The sequence below is a fragment of the Qipengyuania sp. NPDC077410 genome (assembly GCF_044543405.1).
GTDB lineage: Bacteria > Pseudomonadota > Alphaproteobacteria > Sphingomonadales > Sphingomonadaceae > Qipengyuania > Qipengyuania pacifica.
This window is the reverse complement of sequence record NZ_JBITWB010000002.1, coordinates 717,759-741,510: the sequence shown is the minus strand read 5'-3', so window position 1 is coordinate 741,510 and position 23,752 is coordinate 717,759. Positions and strand designations below refer to the sequence as shown.

The 23,752-nt window shown below is 58.6% G+C and carries 20 protein-coding genes and 1 tRNA gene; 6 read left to right on the top strand and 15 right to left on the bottom strand.

Features of this window, described 5'->3' with window-relative positions; translation table 11 throughout:
• Position 1: 1 nt before the first annotated feature.
• From ACIGGE_RS11605 to ACIGGE_RS11570, 8 genes are all read right to left on the bottom strand, one after another.
• The gene (locus ACIGGE_RS11605; RefSeq protein ID WP_397490444.1) at positions 2 to 421 is read right to left on the bottom strand and encodes a lysozyme inhibitor LprI family protein; all 420 of its coding nucleotides are present in this window, start codon (positions 419 to 421) and stop codon (positions 2 to 4) included.
• Positions 418 to 1,428, bottom strand: coding sequence for a biotin synthase BioB (bioB, locus tag ACIGGE_RS11600; RefSeq protein ID WP_397490443.1), 1,011 nt, complete (start codon positions 1,426 to 1,428; stop codon positions 418 to 420). Before bioB ends, ACIGGE_RS11605 begins: the two co-directional genes overlap by 4 nt.
• Before the next feature lie 211 nt (positions 1,429 to 1,639).
• Complete coding sequence (gene scpA / locus ACIGGE_RS11595; RefSeq protein ID WP_397490442.1) at positions 1,640 to 3,796, bottom strand: methylmalonyl-CoA mutase; 2,157 nt, start codon at positions 3,794 to 3,796, stop codon at positions 1,640 to 1,642.
• A 51-nt stretch (positions 3,797 to 3,847) separates the two neighbouring features.
• The gene (locus tag ACIGGE_RS11590; protein WP_397490441.1) at positions 3,848 to 4,633 is read right to left on the bottom strand and encodes an enoyl-CoA hydratase-related protein; all 786 of its coding nucleotides are present in this window, start codon (positions 4,631 to 4,633) and stop codon (positions 3,848 to 3,850) included.
• 85 nt (positions 4,634 to 4,718) lie between these two features.
• Positions 4,719 to 5,330, bottom strand: a complete 612-nt coding sequence (locus ACIGGE_RS11585) for a glutathione S-transferase family protein (RefSeq protein WP_397490440.1) — start codon at positions 5,328 to 5,330, stop codon at positions 4,719 to 4,721.
• A 24-nt stretch (positions 5,331 to 5,354) separates the two neighbouring features.
• Positions 5,355 to 5,804: a methylmalonyl-CoA epimerase gene (gene mce / locus ACIGGE_RS11580; protein ID WP_397490439.1), complete on the bottom strand. Its 450-nt coding sequence runs from the start codon at positions 5,802 to 5,804 to the stop codon at positions 5,355 to 5,357.
• A 162-nt stretch (positions 5,805 to 5,966) separates the two neighbouring features.
• A complete protein-coding gene (locus tag ACIGGE_RS11575) occupies positions 5,967 to 7,499 on the bottom strand; it encodes an acyl-CoA carboxylase subunit beta (RefSeq protein WP_103023280.1) in 1,533 nt (510 codons plus the stop codon).
• A 55-nt stretch (positions 7,500 to 7,554) separates the two neighbouring features.
• Positions 7,555 to 8,280, bottom strand: a complete 726-nt coding sequence (locus ACIGGE_RS11570) for a TlyA family RNA methyltransferase (RefSeq protein ID WP_397490438.1) — start codon at positions 8,278 to 8,280, stop codon at positions 7,555 to 7,557.
• Positions 8,281 to 8,326: 46 nt separating this feature from the next.
• Between ACIGGE_RS11570 and ACIGGE_RS11565 the strand changes: the two genes are divergently transcribed.
• Entirely contained in the window at positions 8,327 to 8,875 is a 549-nt protein-coding gene (locus ACIGGE_RS11565; RefSeq protein ID WP_397490437.1) for a hypothetical protein, read from the top strand.
• 440 nt (positions 8,876 to 9,315) lie between these two features.
• Positions 9,316 to 10,398: a branched-chain amino acid aminotransferase gene (locus tag ACIGGE_RS11560; protein WP_397490436.1), complete on the top strand. Its 1,083-nt coding sequence runs from the start codon at positions 9,316 to 9,318 to the stop codon at positions 10,396 to 10,398.
• Here the strand turns inward: ACIGGE_RS11560 and ACIGGE_RS11555 are convergent, their stop codons facing one another.
• From ACIGGE_RS11555 to ACIGGE_RS11540, 4 genes are all read right to left on the bottom strand, one after another.
• Positions 10,399 to 11,262, bottom strand: a complete 864-nt coding sequence (locus ACIGGE_RS11555) for a DMT family transporter (protein ID WP_397490435.1) — start codon at positions 11,260 to 11,262, stop codon at positions 10,399 to 10,401.
• Between the two features lie 26 nt (positions 11,263 to 11,288).
• Positions 11,289 to 13,358 carry an NAD(+) synthase gene (locus ACIGGE_RS11550; protein WP_397490759.1) on the bottom strand — a complete coding sequence of 690 codons (2,070 nt, stop codon included), beginning with the start codon at positions 13,356 to 13,358 and terminating at the stop codon, positions 11,289 to 11,291.
• A gap of 277 nt (positions 13,359 to 13,635) precedes the next feature.
• Positions 13,636 to 14,652 carry a sensor histidine kinase gene (locus ACIGGE_RS11545; RefSeq protein WP_158246595.1) on the bottom strand — a complete coding sequence of 339 codons (1,017 nt, stop codon included), beginning with the start codon at positions 14,650 to 14,652 and terminating at the stop codon, positions 13,636 to 13,638.
• A gap of 138 nt (positions 14,653 to 14,790) precedes the next feature.
• Positions 14,791 to 15,792, bottom strand: coding sequence for a DNA topoisomerase IB (locus ACIGGE_RS11540; protein WP_397490433.1), 1,002 nt, complete (start codon positions 15,790 to 15,792; stop codon positions 14,791 to 14,793).
• 92 nt (positions 15,793 to 15,884) lie between these two features.
• Here ACIGGE_RS11540 and yghU point away from each other — a divergent pair, with 92 nt between their 5' ends.
• From yghU to ACIGGE_RS11525, 3 genes are all read left to right on the top strand, one after another.
• On the top strand, positions 15,885 to 16,736 hold the full coding sequence (gene yghU / locus ACIGGE_RS11535) for a glutathione-dependent disulfide-bond oxidoreductase (RefSeq protein ID WP_397490432.1): 852 nt from the start codon (positions 15,885 to 15,887) through the stop codon (positions 16,734 to 16,736).
• Positions 16,737 to 16,899: 163 nt separating this feature from the next.
• Positions 16,900 to 16,974, top strand: a tRNA-Gln gene (locus ACIGGE_RS11530).
• Positions 16,975 to 17,041: 67 nt separating this feature from the next.
• Positions 17,042 to 18,547, top strand: a complete 1,506-nt coding sequence (locus ACIGGE_RS11525) for an acetyl-CoA acetyltransferase (RefSeq protein ID WP_397490431.1) — start codon at positions 17,042 to 17,044, stop codon at positions 18,545 to 18,547.
• Here the strand turns inward: ACIGGE_RS11525 and moaC are convergent, their stop codons facing one another.
• The 3 genes from moaC to ACIGGE_RS11510 form a co-directional block, all read right to left on the bottom strand.
• Positions 18,548 to 19,024, bottom strand: coding sequence for a cyclic pyranopterin monophosphate synthase MoaC (gene moaC, locus ACIGGE_RS11520; RefSeq protein ID WP_375246181.1), 477 nt, complete (start codon positions 19,022 to 19,024; stop codon positions 18,548 to 18,550).
• Between the two features lie 86 nt (positions 19,025 to 19,110).
• Positions 19,111 to 19,512 carry a MerC domain-containing protein gene (locus ACIGGE_RS11515; protein ID WP_397490430.1) on the bottom strand — a complete coding sequence of 134 codons (402 nt, stop codon included), beginning with the start codon at positions 19,510 to 19,512 and terminating at the stop codon, positions 19,111 to 19,113.
• 87 nt (positions 19,513 to 19,599) lie between these two features.
• Positions 19,600 to 21,789: a TonB-dependent receptor gene (locus ACIGGE_RS11510; protein WP_397490429.1), complete on the bottom strand. Its 2,190-nt coding sequence runs from the start codon at positions 21,787 to 21,789 to the stop codon at positions 19,600 to 19,602.
• Positions 21,790 to 22,441: 652 nt separating this feature from the next.
• Here ACIGGE_RS11510 and ACIGGE_RS11505 point away from each other — a divergent pair.
• Positions 22,442 to 23,752: a UDP-glucose dehydrogenase family protein gene (locus ACIGGE_RS11505; protein ID WP_397490428.1), complete on the top strand. Its 1,311-nt coding sequence runs from the start codon at positions 22,442 to 22,444 to the stop codon at positions 23,750 to 23,752.

Genomic DNA, 23,752 nt, shown 5'->3' with positions numbered 1-23,752 from the left:
GCTAAGTCTCCGGTAAGGTCTTGGGCTCGCCCGAAACCTGATTGACGAGAAGTTCGCGCAGCTCAGCAGTACGATTCTCTGTCAGTTCAGTCAGGCAGTTATTAATCAGGAGCGGTTGCATCGAGCCACCGCGTGCATCGAAGCTCACCAAACGGCAATGGGCGTCGCGGTAGGTCAACCATGCGCGCTGGGCGGCGAGCAGGCTTTCTGCGTAGCCCGATTGCCCATCACCTCTGTCCAATTTCGCATCGGCGTTTTTTGCCCAGCCGCGCACCTTCTTCCACACAGCATTCAGTTCAGCGTCGGCACGGTCGAAATCCTGCTTGGCGCACGCATTCATCTCCCCTTGTGTAGTGGGCTCCGTACACTCCGCCACCGCGTCAGGCGCTTGAGCCAGCAAGAAAAGAGCGGCGAAGATCACTCAGCCGGTTCCATGACGGGGCGCGTCCGCATCGGCTCTTCCTGCAAAAGCGGGGTCAGACCAAGCTTGGCGAAGAGGGCGCCGTCGCTGTCGTCGCCGGCATTGGGCGCGGTCAGCAATTTGTCGCCGGTAAAAATAGAGTTCGCGCCCGCGAGGAAGCAAAGGGCTTGGGTGGCATCCGACATGGACTCGCGACCGGCGCTAAGACGTACCATGCTCATCGGCATACAGATGCGTGCCACGGCAACGGTGCGGACGAATTCGATATCGTCGATCTTGGCGAGTGGCGTGTCAGCCAGCATGTCACCCAGCACCGTACCCTTGACCGGCACCAGCGCATTGACCGGCACGCTTTCGGGATGGCGTTCGAGCGTAGCGAGCGTGTGGACGAAGCCGACGCGATCCTCGCGCGTTTCGCCCATGCCGACGATCCCACCGCTGCACACGTTGATCCCCGCATCGCGCACGTTCTGAAGGGTATCGAGACGGTCCTCATACTTGCGACTGGATATCACACGCTCGTAGTATTCCGGGCCCGTGTCGACATTATGATTGTAGTAGTCGAGGCCCGCTTCCTTGAGCATCTCCGCCTGTTTTGGCGTGAGCATACCGAGCGTCATGCAGGTTTCGAGACCCATATCGCGCACACCCTTCACTATCTCGACGATTGCGGGCATGTCACGGTCCTTGGGATTGCGCCAGGCCGCACCCATGCAGAAGCGCTGGCTGCCCGCATCCTTCGCCTGCGCCGCCGATTGCAGCACGGCGCGCACGTCCATCAACTTGGTCGCCTCGACCCCGCTATCGGCCTTCACCGACTGCGAGCAATAGCCGCAATCCTCGGGACACCCTCCGGTCTTGATTGAGAGCAAAGTGCAGAGTTGAACTTGTTCGGGGGGATGGAATTCGCGGTGGACCTTGGCGGCGCGGAACAGCAGCTCGGTGAAAGGAAGGTCGAACAGGCCAGCGATTTCCTCGCGGGTCCAGTCGGTGCGGATTTGGGTCATTTAAGTCTCTTCCTACGAAAAATTAGGAAAGCATTTCCGATCGAGAGCGCGACCGTCACAACAAGAATTGCAATAGCATCGCGCCGTTTGTCAGAAAGGCATTGATCGAAATCCGGAAAGTCTGGGAAGCATTCCGACATGGCGTTCATGCCGGTTAGCAAGGTCCCCAAACCAATAATGATGACCGTAGCGAAGGCAAACCCAAGCCACTTCACTCCGCCGCCTCGTCCAGATCCTCGCCTGCAGGCGGCATATTGTGGCCGAGCAGGCGGAGCACGTCCGCAGCGCATTCCACGACATTGCTGCCGGGGCCGTAGATACCCTGCACTCCGGCATCGCGGAGGAATTCGTAATCCTTTTGCGGGATAACGCCGCCTGCGATAACCTTGATGTCAGAGCGGCCAGCTTCCTTCAGCAGGTCGATCAGTTCGGGAATGAGTGTCTTGTGACCTGCGGCAAGGCTGCTGGCCCCGATGGCATCGACATCGTTTTCCAGCGCAAGAGCCATTGCTTCCGCAGGCGTCTGGAATAGCGGGCCCGAAACCACTTCGAAGCCCATGTCGGCAAAGGCGCTGGCAATGACGTTAGCCCCGCGGTCGTGACCATCCTGACCCATCTTTGCAACCATCAGCTTTGGCGCACGGCCGAGGCGCCGTTCGACCGCCCTCACACCTTCGACAACCTGCGCATAACGGTCATCTTCAGCGTAGGCCGCGGAATAAACCCCGCGCACAGGCTTGGGCATGGTGTCGTAGCGCCCATAGGCGTCTTCCATCGCAGCGGATATTTCGCCCAGCGTCGCATCGTGGCGGGCCGCTTCAACCGCCAGGCCAAGCAGATTGCCCTGTCGCTGCGCCGCCCCTCTGGCGAGCGCATCGAGCGCGGCCTTGCACGCGAATTCATCCCGATCCGCGCGCACTTTCTCCAGCCGCGCAATCTGGCTGCGACGCACCGCATGGTTGTCGACATCAAGCGTGTCGATCTCGTCTTCCTTGTCACGGCGGTATTTGTTTACACCGACGATGACGGTCTCGCCCCGGTCGACGGAGGCCTGCTTGGCCGCCGCCGCTTCCTCAATCTGCGCCTTTGGCTTACCGCTGGCGACATATTCGGTCATCCCACCCGCTGCTTCGACTTCCGTGAGCAACGCGCGCGCTTGCTCGAGCAGGGCGGCCGTGAGGCTTTCGACATAATAGCTACCGCCCAGCGGATCCGCGACATTGGTAATGCCGCTTTCTTCCTGGATCACCAGCTGCGTGTTACGCGCGATACGGGCACTGAAATCAGTCGGCAGCGCGATCGCCTCGTCGAGCGCGTTCGTGTGCAGCGACTGCGTGCCGCCCAGAACTGCGGCCATCGCCTCGATCGTGGTGCGGATGACGTTGTTGTAAGGATCCTGCTCCTGCAAGCTTACGCCACTGGTCTGGCAGTGCGTGCGCAGCATTTTCGATTTTTCGGACTTCGCCCCCAACCCTTCCATTACTTCATGCCAAAGCGCGCGGCCGGCACGCATCTTGGCGACTTCCATGAAGAAGTTCATGCCGATGCCCCAGAAGAAGGACAGGCGTGGTGCGAAGGCGTCGATATCCAGCCCCGCTTCCATCGCACGCTTGGCGTATTCCTTGCCGTCAGCGATGGTGAAGGCGAGTTCCTGCACCGCCGTCGCGCCAGCCTCGTGCATGTGATAGCCCGAGATCGAAATGCTGTTGAATTTCGGCATATTGGCGGATGTATATGCGATGATATCCGAGACGATCCGCATGCTCGGTTCGGGCGGGTAGATGTAGGTGTTGCGGACCATGAACTCCTTGAGAATGTCGTTCTGGATGGTCCCCGAAAGCTTGTCCTGGCTGACGCCCTGACGCTCTGCCGCGACAATGTAGAACGCAAGAACCGGGATCACTGCGCCGTTCATCGTCATCGACACGCTCATCGTGTCGAGCGGGATCTGGTCGAACAGGATTTCCATGTCACGCACGGTGTCGATCGCCACGCCAGCCTTGCCGACATCGCCGACCACACGGGGGTGATCGCTGTCGTACCCACGATGCGTCGCGAGGTCGAAAGCAACGCTCAGCCCTTTCTGCCCCGCGGCAAGATTGCGGCGATAGAAGGCGTTCGATTCCTCCGCGGTGGAGAAGCCCGCATACTGCCGGATTGTCCAAGGACGTCCGGTATACATCGAAGCATAGGGGCCACGGGTAAACGGCGCGATACCGGGGACGCCAGGATCGAGATCGGCGGTGTCCGCACTTGTGTAAAGGGGCTTAACGGCGATGCCTTCGGGCGTATGCCAAGTCAGATCGCGCCCCTTTACTTCCTTGTCGGCGAGGGGCTTCCAGTCTTCATAAGTCGGCTTGTCGGTCATGCGGGGTCCCTAAACACAATCGTATGCACAGGGGAAGGACCGGCAGGCGAATTACTCGCCCTTGAATGCCGGTTTGCGTTTTTCAAGGAAGGCCATACCGCCCTCCATCGCATCCTTGCTGGCGCCCGCCAGACGTTGGCCCTCGGCTTCGGCCAGAAGGACTTCCGTGATGCTGCCATCGAGTGCGGTCGCAATATTACGCTTCATCGTTGCATAGGCAAGCGTCGGACCATTGGCGAGCGTCATGGCGAGCGCCCTCGCCTCTTCCATTAGAGCATCGTCTTCGCATGCCTTGTAGATCAGGCCCCAATCCTCTGCTTGATCAGCACCGATCTTTTCGCCCAGCATCATCATGCGGGTGGCACGTGCACGACCTATTGCGCGCGCAAGAAGCCAAGTCGATCCGCCATCCGGCACGAGGCCAATGTTGACGAAGGCCTGAAGGAAATAGGCGCTTTTCCCGGCAAGTACGAAATCGCCGGCCAGCGCGAGGCTGCATCCTACGCCGGCAGCAGGACCATTTACCGCACATATAACCGGAACCGGCGCGCGCAGAACCATGTTGATTGCCGGGTTGTAATGGTTCTGCAAAGCCCGGTGACTTCCGCCCTTGCTGTTCAAGGCACTACGATCCCCCCGCGCTGCGAGGTCGGCGCCCGAGCAAAAACCCTTGCCTGCCCCGGTGATCAGCACCGCGCGGCTGTCACCCAAGTCGTAGAGAGCCTCGCTGAGTTCGTCCGCCATCTGCGGTGCCATCGCATTCAGCCGGTCAGGCCGATCTAGCGTGATGGTGGTAAGCGGCCCGTCCTTTTCGACGATGATGGTTTCGTAGGTCACGCGTCTCTCCCGAACGTTGCGTTTAGCAACCGAGCTTGGCTGCGAACGATATGGCGCGCAAGCCCTTTGCCGCGCCGTGCGGAACTCAGGCTGAAGCGCTTGGCCGGGCGGAAACGCGTTCGTGCCACCGGAGAATATCTGCACATTCGCTCGGCATTTCGAGACCTATGAATTTTGCAAAATCGACAGTCGTCAGCAAGAGGATGTCGGCAGCAGAGAAAGCACTCCCAGCCAGATATTCGCGTCCCTCGAGCGATCCATCGAAGAAGCGTATGCCTTCTGCAACGCGTGGTCGGTTGGACTCTCCCCATTCGACGTTCCGGCCAGGAAGCGCCGCGGTGAAAGGGTGCGTGTGAACCCAAACCGCAGCAATGGCTGGCATGAGGATCATCTCGACCCGGCGATTCCACATCTCTATTTCGGCAATTTCACGTGCCGTGGTTCCAAATAGCGGCGGATCGGGCTGTTCTGCTTCCAGGTACCGCATGATCGCTACGCTTTCGGCGATCACTGTTCCGTCGTCGAGCTCCAGAATTGGCGTTTGGCCTCTGGGGTTCTTGGCCACATAGTCCGGCGCTTTCTGCTCGCGCTTGGGGATCGACACTTCCTTCGATGAAAGTTCAATACCCTTTTCGGCGGCGAAGATACGCACACGGCGCGGATTTGGCGCGGGATTCGGGCTGTCGTAGAAAAGCATCGTGATCCTCTCTCTACACGCCGGTCAGTTCGACCAGTGCGTGTCGTCCTTGGGCGTTTCCATGATTTCGGTCAGCTGACCCATCATGTCTTTGGGATGCAGAAAGAAGATTGGTGAGCCATGCGCACCTATGCGCGTAGGCCCGAGAATACATTTGCCCAGCCCTTCGAACCAGCTTCGCGCTTCGTCGATGTCCTCGACTTCGTAGCACAGGTGATGCTGCCCGCCCGCCGGATTCTTCGCGAGAAAACCATGGATAGGCGAGTCTTCACCAAGCGGCTCGATCAATTCGATCTGCGTTCCGAAAGTCCCATTCTCGCCCGGTGTGTCGACGAAGCAGACCTTTACACCCTGCTCCTCCATCTCGAACGGATCGCGGATTCTTCCTGCACCCATGACATCACGATAATAGGAGATCGATTCCTCAATCGATGGCGTTGCGACGCCAATGTGGTTGAGACGGCCAAGTTTCATGAGAATACCATTCCATGTGTGGGGCAGAATATTTCGTGAAGTAACGCACCGAAGTCGTAGGTGACATTTGCCAAGAAGGCGAACGCTCCCGCAATCAGAAGTATCAGGAAAATTCGGCCCAAAGGCGAAGACAGCTGAGTCCAGATATCGCTCATGAGGCCCTCAAAGCGGGATGTTATCGTGCTTCTTCCACGGGTTCTCGAGTTGCTTTGTCCGTAACTTGCGCAGACCGAGTGCGATGCGCCGCCTTGTGGAGTGCGGGTAGATGACTTCGTCGATATAACCGCGGCTCGCAGCCACAAAAGGATTGGCGAAGCGGGCTTCGTATTCCTGGGTCTTGTCGGCGATCTTTTGCGGATCGTCACGGTCTTGGCGGAAAATGATTTCCACCGCACCCTTTGCGCCCATCACTGCGATTTCGGCCGTCGGCCATGCGTAGTTCAAATCGCCGCGCAAGTGCTTCGATGCCATCACGTCGTATGCGCCGCCGTAAGCCTTGCGCGTGATCACGGTTATCTTGGGCACTGTCGCTTCGGCATATGCGAACAGCAGCTTCGCCCCATGCTTGATGATGCCATTGTGCTCCTGGCTCGTCCCAGGAAGAAAACCGGGCACATCGACGAAAGTCAGGATGGGGATTTCGAAAGCGTCGCAAAAACGAACGAAACGCGCAGCCTTTTTGGACGAGTTTATGTCGAGCACGCCCGCCAGTACCATCGGCTGGTTCGCCACCACGCCCACCGTGCGCCCTTCCACCCGGCCGAAACCGCAAATGATATTGCCTGCATGGGCGGGCTGGATCTCGAAGAAGTCGCCTTCGTCCAGCGTCTTCCTGATGACTTCGTGCATGTCATACGGCTGGTTAGCGTTATCGGGGATCAGCGTATCGAGGCTTGGCTCTTCGCGATCCCAGGCATCGCTGGTCGGCCGCTCGGGCACGTCCTCGCGGTTTGACAGCGGGAGGTAATCGAAGAAATTTCGCGTTGCGAGCAGGGTCTCGATGTCGTTTTCGAAGCTGTTATCGGCAACAGAGGTCTTGGTCGTATGCGTTTTCGCGCCGCCAAGCTCCTCCTGCGTGACCACTTCGTTTGTCACCGTCTTTACCACATCCGGTCCGGTGACGAACATATAGCTGCTGTCTTCGACCATGAAGATGAAGTCAGTCATGGCGGGGCTGTAAACCGCACCGCCCGCGCACGGCCCCATGATGAGGCTGATTTGCGGCACCACGCCGCTTGCCAAGACGTTGCGCTGGAACACCTCGGCGTAACCGCCGAGCGAAGCGACGCCTTCCTGAATGCGCGCCCCACCGGAATCGTTGAGACCGATAACAGGGGCGCCCACCTTCATCGCGGTGTCCATGACCTTGCAGATCTTTTCCGCATGGCGCTTGGAAAGAGAGCCACCAAAGACTGTGAAATCCTGGGAAAAAACATAGACGAGCCGGCCATTGATCGTGCCTGACCCGGTAACCACACCGTCACCCGGGATCTTTTGGTCCTGCATGCCGAAATCGACACAGTCATGCTCTACGTAAGTATCGAGCTCTTCGAAGCTTCCCTCATCGAGCAGGATTTCGAGCCGCTCGCGCGCGGTCAGTTTGCCTTTGGCATGTTGCGCATCGATACGCTTTTGCCCCCCGCCCATATGTGCGGCATCGCGGCGGCGTTCCATTTCGGCAATATTGGCGGACATGCTCTCTCCGTGAAATACGATTGCACGAGCGCCTAGGGCGAAGCATGCCTCAAGGTCAATTGCGAGAGGCGCTAATCAGGAACTCCACATTGCCTTCCGGGCCAGTGATGGGGCTTTCGACGATCCCCTGCACATGGAAATCAAGCCCTTCGACCCATTCGCGCACCTCCTCGCAAACGCGCAGATGAAGCGCAGGATCGCTGACCACGCCCTTCTTGCCGACTTCCTCACGCCCAACTTCGAATTGCGGTTTGATCAGCGCTACCAAACGGCAAGCCCGTTCGGCGAGTGCCAGCGGCCGTTCGAGCACCTTTGAAAGCCCTATGAAACTGGCGTCGCATACTACCCAGGTAGCCGGGCGATCGATCATCGCCGGCGTCAGAACGCGCGCGCTCGTCTGTTCCAGCACCGTTACGCGGGCATCCTGCCGCAGTTTCCAGGCGAGTTGGTTTGTGCCGCTATCGATAGCGAATACATGATCTGCGCCGCCCTGTAACAGCACATCGGTAAACCCGCCCGTTGAACTCCCGATATCCATGGCAGTGACCCCTGCAGGATCCAGGCCGAAGTGGTCAATCGCATGGGCGAGCTTGATCCCGCCCCTGCTGACCCACGGGTGATCTCGTCCGCGCACATCCAGGGGTGCATCTTCGGAAAGTTGCTGACCGGGCTTCGCCAGTTTCTGTTCTCCGGAGAAAACCAGACCGGCCATTACCAAGGCTTGGGCCCGCGTACGGCTCTCCACGAGCCCGCGGTCTACCAGCATCTGATCAAGGCGCATCTTTTTCGGCATTGGAAACATGGCGCTTAGCGAGCATTGTTGCTGCATGAAACCGATCTATGCCCATCTAGGTGGCGCGCTGGCGCTCACTTTTACCATCGCTGCCTGCGTTCCGGCACCTGATTCCACCCCGGCACCTGCGCCTGCACCCACGCCAGTGCAAACTACGCCCCCCGCACCTCCGCCTCAGGCGCCGCCGGTCGAGAACTGGATCGACCAGCCCCGTACTCCAGGGGACTGGAGTTATCGCGCCGATACGAATGGCGGAATGGCCTTATACGGCGAAAATGCGTCCGAAACTCGGTTTTCCATTCGCTGCGATCGTTCGGCAAATCAGATCATTCTAACCCGCGCCGGTCAGGTGCAGGGCCAGTCGGGGATGACCATCCGTACCGAAACCGCGGATCGGACGATGGCAGTCCGGCCCGGCGATGGCGGCCAGCCGACCACCGTGGCCACCGTCTCCGCGCGCGATCCCTTGCTCGACGCAATGGCGATCACCAGGGGGCGATTCGCTGTGGAAGTCCCCGGCTTATCCACAATCTACCTGCCGCCATGGGCGGAAGTATCGCACGTGATCGAGGAATGCCGCTGAGGGGATTCGCTTCGCGATTATCGACGGCCGTGGATCGGAAGAGGAGCTGGAGGAAGGCTCGATGAATGTTCTGAGCCAGAAACGACAATTCTGACGTGGGAAAACTTTTTTTCAAGGGTTGTTTTAGGCCCGCGAAAGACTCAAATATGTCCTCAAGATCAGCGGCGAAACGCGGTCTTGTTCTCCGGCAACGGGGTACTTTGGCTCTAAACAGCGCGAAAGGAGGTGATCCGATGTCTCATGGTTCAGCAGAGAGGTCGGCAAGTTTCCGCACGGAGCACTATCGGTAAGCAGATACCTTTAGAGGCTACGTGAGCGGCACTTCCCGCCGCTGACCATGCGAAGGGCAGTTCCACCTACGGGCGTGGAGCTGCCCTTCTCATTTTGATCCCGCAACCCGATCGCTTGCGAAATTTCGCAGCGCACATTACCCGCGGGCCATGGATTTCAAGCATCTTCCCCACTCCGCCCCAGTGCCCGGCGAAACGCGTCAGCAGGCATTGCAGGATCCCGGCTTCGGCAAACTGTTCACTGATCATATGGTCGTGATCGATTTCGATGCTGACAAAGGTGGATGGCACACAGCGACGCTCGGCCCGCGCGAACCGATCAGCCTCGATCCCGCAGCGGCGGTCCTGCATTATGCGCAGGAGATCTTCGAAGGAATGAAGGCTTACAAGCGAGAGGATGGCTCGCTCGCCCTTTTCCGACCGGAGCAAAATGCGCGCCGGTTCAATGAAAGTGCCCGGCGGATGGCTATGCCGGAATTGCCGGAAGAACTTTTTCTCGAATCGATCAGCCAGCTTATCGCCAGAGATCGTGACTGGGTGCCCGGTGATCCCGATGGTTCGCTTTACCTTCGTCCGTTCATGTTCGCATCCGAGGCATTTCTCGGCGTGCGGCCGGCGCGACAGTATAAATATATCCTCATTGCCTCACCGGTCGGACCCTACTTCAAAGGCGGCGCCAAGCCGGTCAAGATCTGGGTCAGCCGCAATTACACCCGTGCGGCACCGGGCGGCACGGGCGCTGCGAAGACCGGCGGAAACTATGCTGCATCCTTGGTCCCGCAAGCCGAAGGTATCGAAAACGGCTGCGATCAGGTGGTCTTCCTCGACGCCGTCGAGAAGAAATGGATCGAGGAACTGGGTGGCATGAACCTGTTCTTCGTCTTCGACGACGGAAGTGTCATTACGCCGCCGCTAACTGGTACCATTCTGCCCGGCATCACGCGCGACAGCCTGATACAGCTCCTGCGCGAAGAGGGGCTTCAGGTTCGCGAAGAACCATACAGCATCGACCAATGGCGCGTAGATGCGACTGAGGGCCGCCTACTGGAAACCATGGCCTGCGGTACTGCCGCAGTCGTGACCCCGGTCGGCACTGTTCTGGGTCCGGATGGCGAATTCACTATAGGTAGCGGCGGTATGGGTCAGATGACCCACAAGATACGTGAAAAACTGGTCGGCATCCAGAAAGGGACCGTGCCGGACACGTACGGCTGGACGCACAAACTCGATTGATCAGAACCTTGGCCTGACCAGAAAGCGCCGGGTGAATGTTTCGCTCGGCCGCAATACGATAATCGCCACACCTGCGAGTGCGATTGCTCCGCCTGTGATCAAACGCCCGCCAATGGCATCGCCCGTCAGCCAGGCGCCGAAAAGTATCGTCAGGATCGGCGTGAACAGCGTCAAAGGCACGACGAGATTGGCGTCGTGTTCCTGCAGCAGGCGATAATATGCGGTGTGTCCACATACCGATACGATAATGGCAGCGAAGAACAGGCAGGCAGCAAGTTTCCAAGGGGCTTGGGACAGCGCCGCGATCTGATTGCTTTCCATCGCCACTGTAAACGGAATCAACACTGCCACCGATGCGACAGCGGCCCACGCCTGCAGCCGGATTGAAGGCAGATCGAGCCGCTTCACGAAAACGGACCCCAATGCACCGATGACTGCGGAAATGAACACGAGCAGCAGGCCTGTGCTGGTTTCCATCTGATTATCCCCCGCCATTGCGAACAGGACGCCGCCGAATGCCAGCCCGATACCGAGCCCACGGCGCCACCGAATACGTTCGCCGAGAAATATGATGGCAAACAGGACCGTCATCGGCGCACCGGTCAAGCTTACCACACCTGCTGCAGACGGGCTGGCAGTGGCAAGACCCATGAACAGCAGCGCAAAAGACCCGCCACTTATCGCCAGACCGACCAGCAAGACGCGCCACAGTTTGTCGGGCAGTGGCCGCAGCAACGGGACGAGCACGACTGCAATAATGATCGATCGTAGCAAGGCATAGAATAGCGGCGGCGTGCCGAGGTCTGCGATCGCGACCTTGCTGACGACGACGTTGAGCGCCCAGACCACATTGCACAGCATCATTATGACCAAGGCTCGTACCGGCATGGTCAGCCGTCGTCCCGTGGAAGTGCAGCGTCCAATTCGGCCAGCCAAATGTCGGCAACGGCATCGCTGGGTGCCCGCCAATCGCCTCGTGGGCTGAGCGAGCCGCCCGCGGAAACTTTTGGCCCGTTCGGCAAGGCGCTTCGCTTGAACTGACTGAAACCGAAAAAGCGCTTCAGAAAATTTCGCAGCCATTTTGCAATGATGGCCAGTTCATATTCGTTCTTCGCATCTTCGGGAAAACCTATGGGCCAAAGACCTTGCTCGGCGTCTTTCCAGGCATGCCAAGCGAGAAAAGCGACGTGGCTGGGTTTCTGGCCCCAGCGAATAATGTGATGAAGGAAGAAGTCGTTAAGCTCGTAAGGCCCGATGATCGATTGCGTGCTCTGGATTTCGCCGTCTTCTCCCGCAGGAACGAGCTCCGGACTGATTTCGGTATCGAGGATATCGCCGAGCACCTGTTCAACCCCGTCGTCGAACTGCTTCGTCCGGCTCGTCCAGCCGATCAGGTACTGGATAAGGGTTTTGGGTACGCCCGAGTTAACACCGTAATGGCTCATGTGATCGCCGACGCCATAGGTGCACCATCCCAGTGCAAGTTCACTCAAATCGCCGGTCCCTATCACCCAGCCGCCATGCTGACCGGCCAGGCGGAAGAGATAATCTGTCCGCAACCCCGCTTGCACGTTCTCGAAAGTCGTGTCGTAGATCGGGTGCCCGTCGGCAAACGCATGGCCGATGTTCTCGAGCATGGTCGTGGCGGTGGGACGGATGTCGATTTCCTCGGCCGCAATGCCGAACGCTTCCATGAGCCGCCAGGCGTTGGCCTTCGTACCATCCGAGGTGGCAAAGCCTGGCAGAGTATATCCGCGAATGTCTGTCCGTGGACGGCCAAGTCGGTCCATCGCCTTGGCAGCCACGATCAGGGCATGCGTGCTATCAAGCCCCCCCGAAATCCCGATCACGAGGCATTTGGGATCCGTGGCATCAATGCGGCGCATCAGCGCATCGACCTGAATGTTGAATGCCTCGTAACAATCTTCGTCCAGCTTGTCCGCACGATTGGGGACGAACGGAAAGCGCCGTATGGGGCGCTGAAGCCCTTTATCCCCTCCCCGCGGACGATGCTCGAAGGCAATACGTCGATACCAGTCCTCGGGCCGACCTGCGGCCTCGGCGGCATCGTTGAACGTCTGCATCCGCATGCGTTCGGACAGGATGCGCTGAGTATCCACATCCGTGATGCAGAGTTCGGGATCGAGATCGAAGCGAACACTTTCGACCAGCAGGTCACCGAGTTCGTAGATCATCCCCTGCCCGTCCCACGCGAGATCGGTCGTGCTTTCTCCGTGTCCGCTGGCGGAATAGGCGTAGGCGCACACCAGGCGGCTCGAACTGGCACGGCTCAGCAGATGGCGCTCGTCCGACTTGCCTATGGTTATGTTCGATGCGCTCGGATTGAGCAGAATAGTCGCGCCGGCGAGTGCTGCCATGATTCCGGGCGGGTTGGGCGCCCAGAAATCCTCGCAGATTTCGATGCCAAAGATAAACCCCGGCAGATCGCTCGCGCCGAATGTAAGGTCGGTGCCGAACGGCACCTCATGATCACCGCAACGGATGGTTAGACCGATGCATTCGCGACCATGGGCGAACCACCGTTTTTCATAGTATTCGCGATAATTCGGCAGGTAGCTCTTCGGCACCACGCCCAGCAGTTCCCCATGCCCAACCACAAGCGCACAGTTGTAGATACGCCCATTGCGGCGCAGCGGAGCGCCGAACACGAGCACGGGCGACAAGGTTCGCGACGCATCTATGATCGCTTCAACCTGCGCTTCGACAGCGTCGAGAAGCGCCGACTGCAAATGAAGGTCATCGAGAGCGTAAGACGATAGCGAAAGTTCGGGATAGAGGAGCAGATCGACGTTCTTCGCATCCGCCATGCGCGCCTGCTCAACGATACCCTGAGCATTATACTCGACATCCGCCGTGCGCACCTTCGGCGTGCTGGTGGCAATTCTGACAAACCCATGCGTATGCAGGTCGAAGAAGGGGGGCGTTTCGGTACCGCTCATTGACGCGGGGCCTTTCTCGTCGGGATTATCGGAAGCCGGCTCAAGCCAGTCGGCGGGCTTGCAAATACCCAGTTCAGCGAGGCGTTTCTGGACCGACGCACGGGCAATCTTACCCTTCGCCTCCCAGCCGTAGACGGTTCGACTGGGCCAAGGCGCTGGTTGGCCGTAGCGCATACCGAATTCGTCCGCACTAAGCGGGGGGTGATGCGCCTCGCGCCACTGCCGAATTTTGCTACCGGCCAGATGCATGGCTGGTGCGGTATCCTTTTAGGCTACTCTACGCAACCTCGGTTTCAAGAACCTTTCGCATTTCACTGCGATAGCCATTGAGAACCGGCCCGCCATGGTGGGTTGCGCTCGCCTGAGCGGCGAATGCCGTCAGGAGCTGGCTTCCCAGACCCCCACCTGGGTGGGATATCGCGGCATCACCGACACCATCGTCTTCGATGGTGAACCGCCACCCCCCCTCCCGCACATGGAAGAACACTGCTATCGTACCGCTTCGGTCGTTCGGAAAGGCATATTTGCAGGCATTCGAGACGGCTTCGTTCAGATAGAGACCTATGGCGACCGCCTCCTCCCGTAACAAAGTGGCTGCGTCGATTTCGCGGAACAGCTTGACCGCAGGTGGCAGACTGGACGCTTCGATCCGGTTGAGCAGATAGTCGAGATATGGCTTCATATCGACGCTGGGATCGTCCGATTGCTCGAGCGCGAGAGCGGAATAGGCATCCGCAAAGGTTCGAACACGCCCCACTGCGTCATCGAGCGGCGCATGCAATTCCTGATGGGGAATGCGCCGTTTCTGCAATTCCAGCATGCTGGCAACCAACGCAAAATTGTTCTTTGTTCGGTGCTCGAGGTCTGCAAGCAGGGTCAAGCGACGATCCGCCCGCAGGCGAATTTCAGTCAGCGTGGCGTGTGCTGCCCTGCGGAACGCTTCGGCAAAAATCAGAACGACCAGCGCGCTTGCTGCGTTCAGGAAGACACGAGCGGGATCGGTGGGGTCCGAAAAAAAGAACGAGGATTGCACTGGGAGGACGAAGAACCAGGCCCACGCAAATGTTACGCAAAAAGCAGCCAGTCCGGCGCGCCAATGGCCATAGAGCGTCGATAGCAGCACTGTCGGATATATCAGAGCAAAGGGCCCCGAAGATGGCGCCCACATATCGAACAATGTCCGGAGCCCGATCATCGCTGCACCGCACAAGGTACCGAATACGATCTGAGCCGTAATCTTGCCCTTACGGGTAAGAAACTGTCGGCTGACATCGAAATTTGCGAGGCGATGCATGATGACAAGCTTCCGGCAGACATGGGTGTCCGCAATAAACCCCAACGTATATGCGAACCGTCGACAGCTCCACTCCGTCGATGGCAGAGTGTTAGCCCAACCTACCGAAATTACGAAATGATTTTGAGATTTTCGGCCCTAGGCGGCGAGCAGGGTGCTCGCGCTGGGACTGTTCTGCAGAAGGTCGATCAGGCCGCGTTCTTCGCGTGTTAACCATCGTGTCGCGCGTGGCAGGCGAAGCTCTTCGCGCCATTCGATCTGATTTTCGAGCACTTCGAACACCGCCGGGTGAATATAACTTTTTCTTGTGACCGCGGGTGTATTGCCCAGATGGTCAGCGACGCATTCGAGCAGTTGCTTCATCGGCAACTTGCCATCGCCCTCATAAACGCAGGTCAGCGCCCTGACGCTTGCGTGCCAGGTGCGAAAGTTCTTGGCGGTGAAATCCTGCCCCATGGTTTCGCGCAGATACTCGTTGACGTCACTCGATCCGACCGTGTGCTGGTCGCCATCGTCATCGACATATTTGAACAGATGTTGGCCTGGCAAATCCTGCATTTTGCGCACCATTCGTGCCAGGCTGCCATCGGACAGGGTAACCTCCTGCAGCTTGCCGCCCTTCCCCTTGTAGCGAAGCCGCAAGGTCTTCCCGGTCAGTTCGGCGTGGCGATTACGCAGGGTGGTGGCACCGAAACTCTTGTTGGCCTTTGCATACCCTTCGTTCCCAACCCTGATCGCACCAAGGTCGAGCAGCCTCACGACGCTCGCGATGGCGCGCTCTCTGGTGAGGTTATGCCCGCGCAGATCGCTTTCTACACGCTTTCGGACGAGAGGAAGCAGGCTGCCGAAGGTAACGCAACTATCGAACTTCTCGCCTTCTCGCGTGGTGCGGAAATCCGGGTGATACCGATATTGTTTGCGGCCTTTGGCATCGATGCCGGTCGCGAGAATATGACCATTCGGCGCGGGGCAGAACCAGGCGTCGACATAAGCCGGCGGAAGAGCGATAGCATTGAGCCTGCGCTTTTCCTCTGCATCGCCGATAAGCTTACCTTTGGGATCGTAATAGGCCCATCCCTTCCCAGCACCCTTGCGGGTGATTCCAGGCAGGTCGTCGTCGACATAGATGAGCTTCGTCATGGCGAAGGGAAGAACAGTGGGACGGGCAGTCCGGTTCCCCACCTTGCGGTGAACCGAAGGCTGGCTTAGCCATCGCATCACAGGAGAACACAATGGCTGATCCCACCTATACCCCGCCCGAAGTCTGGGCACCCGACACCGAGAATGGCGGGCGCTTCGCCAGCATCAATCGACCGACGGCGGGTGCCCGGGAAGACAAGGAACTTCCCGTCGGCGAACATGATTTCCAACTTTACTCGCTGGCGACGCCCAACGGCGTGAAGGCTGGCATCATGCTCGAGGAACTGTTGGAAGCGGGTCATTCCGGTGCGGAATACGACGCCTGGACGATAAGCATCTCGGATGGTGATCAGTTCGGATCAGATTTTGTCAACCTCAACCCCAACTCGAAAATCCCCACGTTGCTCGATCGCAGTGGACCGGAACCGATCCGAGTTTTCGAGAGCGGCGCAATCCTGCTTCATCTAGCTGAGAAATTCAGTGCCTTCCTTCCGACTGACACCACCCGTGCAGAAGTGCTGAGCTGGCTGTTCTGGCAGGTCGGCAGCGCCCCGTTCATCGGTGGTGGTTTCGGCCACTTCTACGTCTACGCACCCGAAAAGTTCGAATATCCGATCAACCGCTACGCTATGGAAACGAAGCGCCTGTTCGATGTTGCCGACAAGCGGCTGTCCCAAAGCGAATATCTCGGTGGCAAGGACTATACGATCGCCGACATTGCAAGCTGGCCGTGGTTGTCCCCCTTCGTCACTGGCGGCATTTACGGCGAAGCGCGCAAATTCCTCTCGATCCATGAGTACACCCATGTCGAGCGGTGGGTAAAGCAGATCGCCGAGAGGCCAGCCGTGCGCCGTGGGCGTATCGTCAACAAGACCTGGGGTGAAGACAACGAACAGCTGAGCGAACGGCATTCGTCCAGCGATTTCGAAGGCAAGAATATCTAGGCCGCGGCAAGCGCCGCCGCCTGAGGGCGCAAATGTCCTCTCCTCCAAGTAATCGAGGAGAGGACGTTTGCCCGATATCCAGCCGCGGGTCTGGCACCCTCATCATTTCCACATCCCACCCCTTCCCTTCCGCGCACGACACGCTATAGGGGCGCGCACCTGCTGGGGTGTAGCCAAGTGGTAAGGCATCGGTTTTTGGTACCGACATTCGCAGGTTCGATCCCTGCCACCCCAGCCAGCTCTCTCACCTTCCAGTTGCAGGCACCAGATTGCTTGCTAGGCATGGCGGCAGGTGGAGCGCTTTTATGACCGGACAGGACCCCGAAACTACGCCCGTAATTATCGGTGTTGGCCAGATCAATGATCGGCCCGAGACGCCGGCCGATGGTCTCGATCCAGTGGGTCTAATGACACGCGCCCTGCGCCGCGCAGATGCAGATGCGGGCAGCGGCGTTTTGGTCGATTGCGATTCCCTTTCCGTGGTTGCCCAACTCGCTTGGCCTCAGCTCAATCCGGTCGACGCGAAGGTTGCGAAGGACCTCGGGATCGACCCGGCTCACCGGATGCAGACCGCACTGCCTAATGGCGACAGCCCCATCCTGCTCCTGCACGAGGCCGCAAATCGTATTGGTCGCGGAGAAGCGAAAATCTGTGCGATCGCAGGTGGAGAAGCGTTGCGAACTGCCGGCCATCTCACCGCTTTGAAGAAGCCGGAGGGTGGCGAAAAACCCAACGCGCTTCGCGATGCGAGCCATCGGGTCCGGCATGGTTATCCGCAGAGCTACGGTCTTGTCGTACCCACGGATGTCTATCCGCTTTACGAAAACGCCGGGCGGGCGTCCTATGGCCTGAGCTTGGCAGAAGGGCAGGCAGAAAGCGGTGCGATTTGGGCCCTGATGAGCGAGGTGGCCGCGGAGAGTGACGGGGCGTGGATACGCAAGCCGGTAAAGGCTGAGGCTGTCGTTGAGCCCAGCGAGAATAACCGGCCCATCGCGTTTCCCTATACGAAGCTTCAGGTGGCCAATTCCTCGGTCAATCAGGGCGCAGCTTTTATCGTAACATCTCTAGCGGAAGCGCGAAGGCGCGGCATTCCGGATGAGCGGCTCGTCCATATCGGCTATGGTGCGGCTGCACACGAAAGCGGCAACTTCCTTGCTCGCGACCGCTTTGACCAATCACCCAGCCTGGCGACCTCGATCGAACGGGCGATGGCGTTGAACGAGATCGGCACGAATGACCTCGCTCATGTAGAGCTTTACAGTTGCTTCCCCTGTGTTCCGAAGATGGCACGCAGGGTGCTGGATTGGCCGATCGAAAAACCGGTTACGGTTTTTGGCGGCCTGACGTTCGGTGGAGGACCGATCGGGAACTATATGAGCCATGCTGTGGTCGCCATGGCCGAAAAACTGCGCGGGACCGACGGTCGAGGTTTACTGTTCGCCAATGGTGGATATGCCACCCACAATCACGCCATCATGCTGTCAGGCGCGCCAACGGGTGCGCATTTCCCGCAAGATTTCGATTATCAGACCGAAGCCGACGGCAGGCGCGGCGAAGTTCCGCCCATCGACGAAGATTATGCGGGCCCCGCCGTTATAGAGACTTACACGGTGCACTATGACCGCGCCGGCTCTCCAAAATCCGGCGTGATCGTGGCACTCACGCCGAATGGATCACGTACCTTGGCCAAGGTTCCTGCCGATGACGGCGAAACCATCGCGTTTCTCACCGATGGCCGATGCGAACCGGTAGGAGCGAGTGGCAATATCGAACGTCGTCGCGATGGTCTTGCACTCTGGCAGCGCAGTTGATCACGCGCGTTGCCAATCGCCGGACCTGCCGCCTTCTTTCGCAGTCACGCGTATTCCACCGATCGTCATATCCTTGTCGACCGCTTTCAGCATGTCGAACAATGTGAGGCACGCGACGGATACCGCCGTTAGCGCTTCCATTTCGGCACCGGTCCGTCCCTCCGTTCGCACCGTTGCCGCGACTGCGAAACCCGGCAATGTGTCGTCGGCAGTAATTGTAACATCGACCTGCGAAAGCGGTATCTGATGACACAGGGGGATGAGGTCGGCCGTTCGTTTGGCTGCCATGACACCTGCCAATTCGGCCGTGCCGATGACGTTTCCCTTGGGAACCTTGCTTTCTTTCAGCAAATCGAGCGTAAGCAACTGGCACGTCACAATCCCGGTTGCTGACGCCTTGCGGGCTGTAACCGGCTTGTCGCCAACATCGACCATTCGTGCGCGCCCATGTTTATCGATATGCGACAGATCGGCCATTCGTTCGCTTTCAGTAAGTGAATTATCGGAGGGCTTGCAGCAGCTAATTGCGTCCCTGTCGAGGCCTGCCGACATTGACTGCGAGCTTACTGGCGTAACTCCCCTTCGTGGCACGAACGCCTTCCACGCCAATTGAGGATATGCGCTGCCGCCAGCAGCGCGGCACCAATACTCGTCACGAATGGTTCAAGGGGAGATGCCTCGATGAGAAGGGCGCTGGCCATAATGGCAAGTCCTGCCATCCCGAGAAGAAACGGCACTTTTCTACCTTCGCAAAGTGCATGACGCCACAGGGCAAAGAACGACAGAGGCAATGCCGCGAGCAGTATCCAGAGATGCACGCTTTCCGGCCAGGACAACCAGTCCGAAAGCGCGGGCAGCCACGCGATGATGAGTGGCAAGGCGAGACAATGAATCAGGCAGAGTGCGGATCCGGCAATCGCCATTCCATCGAGCAGGTTGCGATGTGGAGAATTGCTGAATTGCATCCGGTCTCTTCCTTTGAGGAATGTCTGCAGGGAAAGGAAAGCCGACGCCCGTGATCCAGGCGTCGGCATGCGCGGTCTCGTGCGGACTTACAGGCTCAAACGAGCGGTCAGTTTGAAATTCCGGCCGGGCAGAGGCACGAATTCCTTCGTGAAACTCGTATGGCGCCGACCTTCGACATCGAAGATATTGTCCACTTGCGCGAGGATGGTCAGGTTGTCCGCCCCCTCGAATGGGTGCCACGCGACAGAAGCATTTACGAAGGTATACCCATCCGTTGGCGCTTCGTGTTCCGACACGCGGTCCTGTTTATCGAACCATTCCACCTCTGCGCGGACATCGACGTGTTCGAACTGCCCTTCGAGTGCACCGGAAAGGCTCAGGGGCGGAATGCGAGGTACCGGAGAACCATCTGCCAGAGTGGCCCTGACATAGTCGCCGCGAACATCCGCAAGCAGCTTGAAGTCATTGGTTTCGAAAACGGGCATGCTCGCCTCGGCTTCTATACCGAACTGATCCGCATTCTGCTGCAGAAACTGAAACACCTCCAGCCCGTCTTCTTCCGCACCCGTATCGGAAAGAAAAATGAAGTCGTTGAACCAGTTCCTGTAGACGCTCGCACTCAGAAGAGCCGGGCCAAGGTTACCGCGGACGTAGCCTTCCACGCCCCACGAGCGTTCAGTTCCTAGAGTAGGACTGCCGATTTCGAACTGTTGCGTTGCGACGTGTGGACCGTCGGCGAATAGTTCTTGCGCGGAAGGCGCACGTTCTGCTCGCGAGAGATTGACCCCTGCTCGCAGATCGCCCACCGCGCCATCCGTAAGAGTATAGGATGCGCCGATGGCTCCGGAAAACGTATCGAAATCGCGGGATACGCCGATCGAATCCGAAGCGTCGACACCGGTGTGCTCATAGCGAGCACCGAGTTCCACTTCGAACCTGTCGAAATCGAGCTCCTGCACAGTGAACAAAGCAAAACTATCGGTCGTGTTGCTGGGCACGAAAGCTTCTTCGCCGATGGCGGAGAAATTGGTATGCGAGTATTGACCGCCGACCGAACCCTGAAGGTTTCCACGGCGCGATTGAACAAGCTCCACGCGGCCTTCGACGCCCTCGACATCGAATACGGTTCCTACGTCGTCTCCTTCAAACTCGGTGTGCGTATAATCGCTGTATCCCCACCGTGTCCGCAGTTCGTCGAAAAAGCCGTCGCCAAGATCTAGCACGCCTTTCAGATCGGCGCGGTACCGCTTCATGCCAATTGAAACGGGCCCTTCTTCGCCATGCGCGTGATCATCATCCTCTTCTTCGTGATCGTGATCATGATCACCTTCATGCACGTGTCCTACGCCTGGCAGGCCCGGTATGCCGTAATTCGTGTCGTAGTAGTCGAAAGACACGCCAAGGCTGCTGTTGCCGGAGAAATAAGCAAGACCCGTTCCCAGGGTGTAGGTTTCCGTCCAGCTATTCGGCAAAGTTCCGCGTGCGTTCGCCCCTTCCCGTAGTTCCTCCGCCTCATCGAGATGACCTTCAGCCTCCTCTTCCGCAGCAGATTCCAGGAGTTGGGCGCGAAGGCGATCGGTTGCTACATATCCGGGAATCTCGAGATTATCGGTGTTGCGATACGATCCATCCACATGGAATGCGAGATTGTCACCAACAGGCACGTCGACCGAAAGGCCGCCTTCGCGCCGGTTGCTGACAGTATCGAAGCCGGCCATTGCGTCGACATGTACGGGCTCATCCGGGACGCGTGGCGGAATTCGCTTTGTGATGACGTTCACAGCGCCGCCGATCGCCTGGCTTCCATAAAGCAGCACTGCAGGCCCGCGAAGTACCTCGATGCGTTCGGCGATCAGGGGCTCCACGGTAACGGCGTGGTCATCGGATGTACTCGAAGCGTCGATGGCACCGATGCCGTCCGTCAGAACTCGGACGCGCTCACCGCCGAAACCTCTGAGTACGGGACGCGAAACACCAGGCGCAAAACCGCTCGCCGACACACCTGGAAGCTTGGCCAGAACCTCACCTAATTGCCCGTTCTGGTTGCGCTGAAGCTCCATTCCATCGACGACGGAGGTGCCTGCCAGAACATCTAAGCGATCAAGACCCGGTGCTGTAACTACGATCACGTTATGAAAATCGTCTCCACCCCTTTCGGTGGACGTCCTCGTCGGAGCTTCCGGCTCTTGCTGATCGGAAGATGAGGCTTCTTGGGCTATGGCCGCATAGGGGATGAGAGCGGCGGCCGCGGCGCAGGTCAGTAAAGTAAAACGCATTCAAATAACTCCGATAAAGATAAGGACCGACAAACGACGCGGCTGCAGCCAAAAGCGGGCGCGCAGCGCGAATAGCCGGTTATTTTACATGGAGTTACTGAGGAGGGGCACGCCCCAACCACCCGACAGGCGGAGTAGGCAAACGAAACTCGCCAATCGGCAGCCAGCGCGACCAATGCTCTTTCGTTTCCACTGCAGAGAACAGTATTGCAGGGGGCAGTAGATAGAGGCCCGACTGTCCTGTCTCCCGGCAAATCGCACAGCTATCCTGGCCGGCGTATCGGCTGTCGTCGTCCCGTTCTTTTTGTATCGGCGCGACAATTGTACCTTGCGTGTGCGCGGTGACTTGGAGGGTTTCATGGAAATGGGTTTGGACGATGAAACTCTGCGCTAATACGAAAAGCGCGAGCAACGCACACCAAAGGTGAGATAGCGAGCGGCGTCCACCGCGCGCTAACCCTCGACTTTTAGCGTGACAATATATCATGCCGCGCCCTTAGCTGATCCGATTGCTTATGCAAAGGGCTTGTGGGCAATGGAGTCTCGGCCTGCGATAAGGCTGTTGTGCTGTATATGTAAGCAGGGCATTGCGCGGGAAATTGGTCAGGATCTTGAAGGGCCGGCAGGATACAGCTTCGAGCAAGGTGAGAATATGAAGATTGCAATGGTGGGCTCGGGTTATGTGGGCCTGGTTTCAGGAGCATGTTTTGCCGATTTCGGTCACGACGTGGTTTGCATCGACAAGGACCAGTCGAAGATCGATCGTCTGAATGACGGTATCATGCCGATTTATGAGCCGGGTCTCGCCGATCTGGTAACGTCGAACGCGAAGGCAGGCCGCCTGACATTCACCGCAAGTCTGGCCGAAGGGATCAAGGGCGCCAACGCCATCTTCATCGCTGTCGGCACTCCTAGTCGGCGCGGCGATGGTCATGCGGACCTTTCCTTCGTCTACGCTGTGGCCGAGGAGATTGGCGAGCATCTGGCTGGCGACGCCGTGGTCGTGACCAAATCTACCGTACCCGTCGGCACCGGGGACGAGGTTGAGCGGATCCTCAAGAACAGCGGGACACCGCATCGCATCGCAGTAGTTTCCAATCCTGAATTCCTGCGCGAGGGTGCGGCAATTGGCGATTTCAAACGCCCCGACCGTATCGTGATTGGTGCTGAAGAAGATTTCGGGCGCGAAATCATGAGTGAAGTCTACCGCCCCTTGTTCCTCAATGAATCGCCGATCCTTTTCACGGGGCGCCGCACGAGCGAACTCATCAAATATGCGGCGAATGCATTCCTTGCCACCAAGATCACTTTCATCAACGAAATGGCAGATTTGTGCGAGAAAGTTGGCGCGAATGTGCAGGACGTGAGCCGCGGCATCGGAATGGATAATCGCATCGGTTCGAAATTCCTTCACGCTGGCCCCGGCTATGGAGGATCATGTTTCCCGAAAGATACGCTCGCCCTGCTCAAGACGGCGGAGGATTACGACAGCCCCACCCGGATCGTTGAGTCGGTGGTCAAGGCGAACGAGAGCCGCAAGCGCGCGATGGGCCGCAAGGTGCTCGACGCGATTGGCGGGTTGAACGACGCGCGTGGGAAAAAGGTCGCTCTCTTGGGCCTGACCTTCAAACCGAACACCGATGACATGCGGGATTCGCCAGCGATCGCGGTTGCGCAGACCCTCACCGACGCGGGCGTGCATGTGGCAGCATATGACCCGGAAGGCATGGAACAGGCCAAGCCGCTGATGCCAGAGGTGGAAATGGTCGCAGACCCGTATGCCGCTATTGCAGACGCCGATGCCATCGCAATCGTTACCGAATGGGATGCATTCCGCGCGCTCGATTTGAAGCGCGTCATGGATTTGGCGAAATCGCCGGTGATGGTCGACTTACGCAACATCTACAGGCCGGCAGATATGCGCGACATGGGATTTGCCTACACCAGCATCGGCCGCGGTTGA